This is a genomic window from Anaerolinea thermolimosa (genome assembly GCF_001050195.2).
Taxonomy (GTDB): Bacteria; Chloroflexota; Anaerolineae; order Anaerolineales; family Anaerolineaceae; genus Anaerolinea; species Anaerolinea thermolimosa.
This window is the reverse complement of sequence record NZ_DF967967.1, coordinates 84604-91515: the sequence shown is the minus strand read 5'-3', so window position 1 is coordinate 91515 and position 6912 is coordinate 84604. Positions and strand designations below refer to the sequence as shown.

General features: G+C 56.0%; 4 protein-coding genes and 1 CRISPR repeat array. Of the genes, 3 read left to right on the top strand and 1 reads right to left on the bottom strand.

Annotated features, from left to right (window positions below):
• From ATHL_RS17725 to ATHL_RS17715, 3 genes are all read left to right on the top strand, one after another.
• Positions 1-657, top strand: a 657-nt coding sequence (locus ATHL_RS17725) for a C39 family peptidase (protein WP_174233970.1), incomplete at its 5' end; no start/stop codon positions are given.
• 121 nt (positions 658-778) lie between these two features.
• A complete protein-coding gene (locus ATHL_RS17720; RefSeq protein ID WP_062196468.1) occupies positions 779-2911 on the top strand; it encodes a glycoside hydrolase family 36 protein in 2133 nt (710 codons plus the stop codon).
• Between the two features lie 144 nt (positions 2912-3055).
• Positions 3056-3997, top strand: coding sequence for an aldo/keto reductase (locus tag ATHL_RS17715; RefSeq protein ID WP_062196467.1), 942 nt, complete (start codon positions 3056-3058; stop codon positions 3995-3997).
• A 247-nt stretch (positions 3998-4244) separates the two neighbouring features.
• On the opposite strand, the gene ATHL_RS19550 is transcribed toward ATHL_RS17715, so the two are convergent.
• A complete protein-coding gene (locus ATHL_RS19550; RefSeq protein ID WP_272897361.1) occupies positions 4245-4370 on the bottom strand; it encodes a hypothetical protein in 126 nt (41 codons plus the stop codon).
• Between the two features lie 25 nt (positions 4371-4395).
• Positions 4396-6775: a CRISPR direct-repeat array (repeat unit 37 nt; unit sequence ATTTCAGTATCCACTAACGGATCGAGGGGGATGCAAC).
• Positions 6776-6912 lie beyond the last annotated feature (137 nt).

The window sequence follows — 6912 nt, the reverse complement described above, 5'->3', positions numbered from 1 at the left end:
CCCTCACCAACCGCATCCCCCTCTGCCACCGCAGAGACGCCCGACCCACCGACGGCCAGCGCCACTCCCACCCCAACCGTCACTCCCACCCCGGCCTATCCGGAAGAGCATTTCATCCGCACCATCCGCGGCCATCGCCAGTACTTCAGCCTGAGCTGTGAGGCTGCTGTGGCCACCGACTGGGCTGGCTATTTCGGCGTTACCCTGTCTGAGTACAACTTTCAATTTGAATTACCGCTTTCGGATAACCCCGAAAAGGGATTTGTCGGAGATGTCAACGCTCCATGGGGGCAGGTGCCGCCGTATGGATACGGGGTTCATGCCCCGCCAGTGGCCGAATTGTTGCGCAAATACGGCCTGCCAGCCCAGGCCGTCAAAGGCTGGACGATAGACCAGCTCAAAGAAGAGCTGTCTCACGACCAGCCGGTCATCGTCTGGGTGATCGGCAATGTGGAAGGCGGCGTTCCGGCAGAATACACCGACAAGGAAGGAGACCGCGTAACCGTCGCCGCCTACGAACATACCATTATCCTCACCGGCTACAACGCCAGCCATCTTCGCTACATGACCAACGGAAAATTCTTCGACGTGCCCACCAGCGTATTCGAAAATTCGTGGTCGATTCTGGGTAACATGGCCATTTATTATGCAGACTGAAGAACCTTTGCGGATCTTTCCCCGGCAGGCTTCCTCAGCGTCGCCGCCTCGCCCCTGAAGCGCCACAAACCACCCCGGCAAGTCACTAAATCCCATTCTCTGTGTTAAAAGGAGTCACACCATGCCCGAACTTTCCACCCTCGCCCGCTTCCATTTAGGCGATATGATCGCCGAATACCTGATCGCTCACCCCTCAGACACCCTCAGCCTGCGCATGATCCCCGCCTCTCTTGAGGGTCAGCTTGTGCCCCATCGGGAAAGACTGGATCACCCGAACATCCCTGCCTGGTATCCCGAATCACTGGTGCAGTTTAAACTGCTGGGCGACGCAACCGATGAATACACCCAGGGGCTCACCCTGCGCAACAGCGCCTCGCTGGCCAGCCTGCGGCTGACGGAACAGCAGGTGAAAGACTCCAACGGCGAAACCGAAATCATCACCCACCTGGCCAGCCCCAGGGGCTATGCCGCTGAACATCATCTCCTCTGGCGTGAAGGCGACCGCGCCGTGACCATGTTTACGGTCTTCAAGAACCTGTCTGACCGCCCCTTCACCCTCGAGATGCTTTCGAGCTTCTCGTTGAGCGGCATCACCCCATTCGCCGCCGACGATGCCCCGGGAAGATTATTTTTACATCGTTTCCGCAGTTACTGGTCAGCAGAAGGCCGCCACGAATGCCGCCTCGCCGAAGATTTGGGCTTAGAACCCTCCTGGGCGCACCACGGAGTGAGGGTGGAACGCTTCGGTCAGGTCGGTTCCATGCCGGTGCGGGGGTACTTCCCGTGGGCCGGAGTGGAAGACCGCGCCGCCGGGGTAATGTGGGGAGCACACCTGGCCATACCCGGCTCCTGGCAGATGGAGTTCTTCCGCCGGGACGATTTTCTCTCCCTTTCTGGCGGCCTGGCCGACCGCGAACTGGGGCACTGGATGAAAACGGTGGCCCCGGGTGAACACTTCCAGTCACCCCCGGCTTACGTCAGCACGGTGCAGGGAGACCTCGACGACCTGTGCGCCCGCCTGGTAAACATGCAGTTGCCTGCCGCCGAGACCGCCCCCGCCAGCGAACACGACCTCCCCGTCCTTTGCAATGAATGGTGCACCAGCTGGGGCAACCCTCGCCATGCCGACCTGGTGGCCATGGCCGACCGCCTGCAGGGCACAGGTGTGCGCTACCTAGTGATCGATGCCGGGTGGTACAAGGGAGACACGGGCGTCTGGCATCTGGGGCAGGGAGACTGGGTAGCCAATCCCAACCTTTTCCCCGACGGCCTGGCCGCTACCGCCAGGGCCATCCGCGAGCGGGGATTGATCCCCGGCATCTGGTTCGAAATGGAAGTGGTGGGAGAGCAATCACCGCGCTTCGAAAGCGACCTGCCTCACTTCCTCCATCGCGACGGCTACCCCATCACCGCCACCGGCCGCAGATTCTGGGACTTCCGGGACCCGTGGGTGATCGATTACCTCAGCCAGAAGGTCATCGGCCAGCTGCGCGAGAACGGCTTCGGCTACATCAAAGTGGATTACAACGAAACCATCGGCCTCGGCTGTGACGGCGCCGAATCGGCAGGAGAAGGCTTGCGCCAGCACCTGGAAGGCGTTCAGGGCTTCTTCCGAAAAATGCGCGCTGAATTGCCCGATCTGGTCATCGAAAATTGCGCCTCCGGGGGGCACCGCCTTGAGCCTTCCTTCATGGCATTGAGCAGTATGGCTTCCTTCTCCGATGCACACGAAACGCGCGACATCCCGGTCATTGCCGCCAACCTCCACCGCCTGATTCTGCCGCGTCAGTCGCAAATCTGGGCCGTTTTACATGCCGCCGACTCGATGCAGCGCCTGGCCTACCTGCTCACCGGGGGAATGCTGGGGCGGCTGTGCCTTTCGGGTGAACTCACCTCACTGGACGCCGGGCAATGGGCCCTGGTTCAGGAAGCCATTCGCTTTTACCAGCGGGTGGCGCCCGTCCTCGCCCGTGGCACAAGCCGGCTCTTCCAGCACATCAACCCGAGCTGGCAGCACCTGGAAGGGGCACAGGCCGTCCTGCGCCTGGCGGAAGATGCGAACAGCGCCCTGGTGGTGACACACAGCTTTGGCGCCCCCCTTCCCGCTGAAATTTCCATTCCACTGCCCGGCCAGGGCTGGCAGGTGGCCGCCTCGTTCCCCTCGACCCTGCCCGCACCGGAGATCAAGGAAGGCGCCCTTCACTTCATCCCCTCCTGCGAGTGGGAAGGCCGCGCCCTTTACCTGACCCGCTAGAGCCGCCATCCATCACACCTGGTGGTGGCACACAGCCCGGCGGAATTCACCCCTGCCCTTCTCTTACAGAAGGGCAGGGTATTTTTGGCGTAAAATAAGAGAAAATTACTCTTATCCAGTTCCCATTGAAAGGAGATCACCCCCATGTTGTACCGCCAGCTGGGTAAATCTGGTGTGCGTGTTTCAGTAGTTGGTATCGGGACCAACCGTTTTGGTTACGAACGGATGCCCCAGGAAGAGGTAAACCGCGTCATCGATGCCGCCGCCGACCTGGGGATTAATTTTCTCGACAGCGCCGACGTCTATACGAACGGTCGTTCCGAAGAAACCATCGGTGTGGCCCTCAAAGGCCGCCGCCATCAATTTGTGATTGCCACCAAGTATTACAACAAGACCGGCCCCGGCCCCAACGACTGGGGTGCCTCGCGTCTGCATCTCTATGAGGCTGTCGAAGCCAGCCTGCGCCGCCTGCAGACCGATCACATTGACCTCTACTACGTGCATAACTTTGACCCAACCACTCCCTTCGAAGAGATGCTGCGCGGGCTGGATGATCTGATCCGGGCCGGGAAGATCCGCTACATCGGCGCCTCGAACTTCCACGCCTGGAGTGTGGCACACGCCAATCTGCTCGCTTCTATGCACGGGTGGTCGCCCTTCATTGTTACCCAGAACCACTACCATCTGCTCGAACGCGGCGTTGAGGCTGAGATGCTGCCCTTCTGTCGCAGTCAATCCGTCGGTCTCATTCCTTACTTCCCCCTCGCAGGCGGCTTCCTCACCGGCAAGTACCGCCCCGGTCAGCCCGCCCCCGCCGGTTCTCGCGGCGAATCGAGCCCCTACGTGCAGAAGTACATGACGCCCGCCAATTATGCCCTCATCGACCGTCTCGGCACCTGGGCACAGGCACGCGGCCACACCCTGGGCGAACTGGCCATCGCCTGGCTCCTCGCCCATCCTGAGGTATCCTCGGTGATCAGCGGCGTCACCCGCCTGGAACAGCTCGAAGCCAATGCCAGAGCCGCCGAATGGGTGCTCACCCCCTCTGAAGTTGAGGAAGTTGAACGCCTGCTCCAACCCGCCTGATCACCCATCTCCAGGGATCGCCGCCTTCTTCGGGCAGGAGATCAACCACAGGTCAGGCCCGCCCCGGTTAACCGCCGAACCCCTCGCGGCGAAGTACCCGGTGGCAGGCATCGCATTCGGCCTGAACGGAAAACCGCGTAAAATAGGGGCTTCCCTTACTGCATGGCAGGCCACTCCCGAACCAACCCTGCGCTGTGCGGTTTATAAACCTGATTATGAAAACAGCAGAAACAGGGGAAATTCCGGCTTAAAGGAACAGTTGAAACATTGCCGAAAGAAGACAGTATCCCAGCCCAATTAAAAGGGCGAGCCAGAGGAATGAAAGGATAACGGGGAAAATGGGGTTGGTAGTTTTAAGCCATTTTCTATTCATACTCTTATTTATATAACAAAATCCCATTTCAGTATCCACTAACGGATCGAGGGGGATGCAACCAGATTTTTAATTCCTCCAGAGTTTTCTCCAGAGGAAATTTCAGTATCCACTAACGGATCGAGGGGGATGCAACTTTCCCGTGCCCGATACCACTCTTTCCTCCCAGGAAATTTCAGTATCCACTAACGGATCGAGGGGGATGCAACAATCGTATAGATTCGCGTCTTCTTCGTCATTAATATATTTCAGTATCCACTAACGGATCGAGGGGGATGCAACGAGCCGCGATTGAGCTTAGGGCTCATCCAGAGTTCGATTTCAGTATCCACTAACGGATCGAGGGGGATGCAACTAAAGTGCGCGAGGAACAGATCGAGGCCATCCGCAATTTCAGTATCCACTAACGGATCGAGGGGGATGCAACAGCTGATTGATCTGTCAGAGATCGAGTTTGACGAAAAATTTCAGTATCCACTAACGGATCGAGGGGGATGCAACTTCCTCAGTGAGATTCTGGCAAGCTGAATAGTTTCTATTTCAGTATCCACTAACGGATCGAGGGGGATGCAACAATGGAACTGGAACTGGAAGCTGAAGCTGCGGCTCTATTTCAGTATCCACTAACGGATCGAGGGGGATGCAACAATTCATAATCCGTTGCATAAGCTACCAGTTCAACATTTCAGTATCCACTAACGGATCGAGGGGGATGCAACGCTAAATGTCTTGACTGTTCATGACGAAAAGTCCAATTTCAGTATCCACTAACGGATCGAGGGGGATGCAACAAAGAATCACAAAATTCTGATTTTCCAGATTTACCATTATTTCAGTATCCACTAACGGATCGAGGGGGATGCAACTTTTAAGGAGGAACCCATGTTCAGCTGTTTTATCGTCATTTCAGTATCCACTAACGGATCGAGGGGGATGCAACGGGACTTTTCCGATTAAGCTGCGCAATTCAATTTAATTTCAGTATCCACTAACGGATCGAGGGGGATGCAACGCTGATTTCATGACGCTGTGCCTCCTGGTGATGTTTCATTTCAGTATCCACTAACGGATCGAGGGGGATGCAACCAGCTCGTGCGTGATTCAGTCCATGCCAGCTCGTGCATTTCAGTATCCACTAACGGATCGAGGGGGATGCAACACATCCGTGCCGCCCTGATGTTGAAAAACAATCATATTTCAGTATCCACTAACGGATCGAGGGGGATGCAACATATAAGCGCGCGCAAGGCACGTTGTGCACGAGTACAATTTCAGTATCCACTAACGGATCGAGGGGGATGCAACGATGTTGTGTCATATGAGGAGAACGTAGTCGTAATGCATTTCAGTATCCACTAACGGATCGAGGGGGATGCAACTGTGGGGCGACTGCTCCAGGCTGCGGGGAGACTGCACATTTCAGTATCCACTAACGGATCGAGGGGGATGCAACGTATCCCGCCTGCTGGAGATACTTCGCAATCTCTAGCATTTCAGTATCCACTAACGGATCGAGGGGGATGCAACGAAATTGCGCGCTTCGCGGGCCTTGCCTTTTTTTGCCATTTCAGTATCCACTAACGGATCGAGGGGGATGCAACCAACCTTTTTGACTTTCTTCCGGATAATAATATCCCATTTCAGTATCCACTAACGGATCGAGGGGGATGCAACACGACGACAAAGTCGTCGTCGAGAATAAACAAAACGATTTCAGTATCCACTAACGGATCGAGGGGGATGCAACTCAGGTAATTGTCCACGACCGCGCGCACCTTGCGCACGATTTCAGTATCCACTAACGGATCGAGGGGGATGCAACATCGGGTGGGTCACTTTGTATGACCCATCCTTCAGAATTTCAGTATCCACTAACGGATCGAGGGGGATGCAACCGGGAGCAGCTCGTGCGCGTTCCAGCTCACGCTCCGATTTCAGTATCCACTAACGGATCGAGGGGGATGCAACCAGTATCAGGTGGTTTTTACACCATCGAGATTCTGACATTTCAGTATCCACTAACGGATCGAGGGGGATGCAACAACGCCGGCTTTCCGCAACGCTTCCGCCCATTCGAGATTTCAGTATCCACTAACGGATCGAGGGGGATGCAACGACGGCTCCATGAGCCTGACGATAACTGTGATGACATTTCAGTATCCACTAACGGATCGAGGGGGATGCAACGCCTTCGTTGACCACCTGGGTCTGCTTGACTTCATATTTCAGTATCCACTAACGGATCGAGGGGGATGCAACGGGCAATCTTGCCAGCCCGACCAGCGTGGTGATCAAATTTCAGTATCCACTAACGGATCGAGGGGGATGCAACTTGCCCACGATGGTCAGTCTTGCAGGTGAATTCATCATTTCAGTATCCACTAACGGATCGAGGGGGATGCAACACAGTAAGAAAGATGAGTATGGAAGAGTTCGAGATAAATTTCAGTATCCACTTGCATATTCCGGTGAAAACGGCCAGTGAATCCGGAGGATGACGGCCAGATTGGATTGAAACAGAACTGGCAAGATGATTATAAAT

Excerpts from the sequence above, each read along its gene's own strand:
- ATHL_RS17715 (WP_062196467.1), top strand. The coding sequence starts at position 3,056 with ATGTTGTACCGCCAGCTGGGTAAATCTGGTGTGCGTGTTTCAGTAGTT.
- ATHL_RS19550 (WP_272897361.1), bottom strand. The coding sequence starts at position 4,370 with ATGAATAGAAAATGGCTTAAAACTACCAACCCCATTTTCCCCGTTATC.
- ATHL_RS17720 (WP_062196468.1), top strand. The coding sequence starts at position 779 with ATGCCCGAACTTTCCACCCTCGCCCGCTTCCATTTAGGCGATATGATC.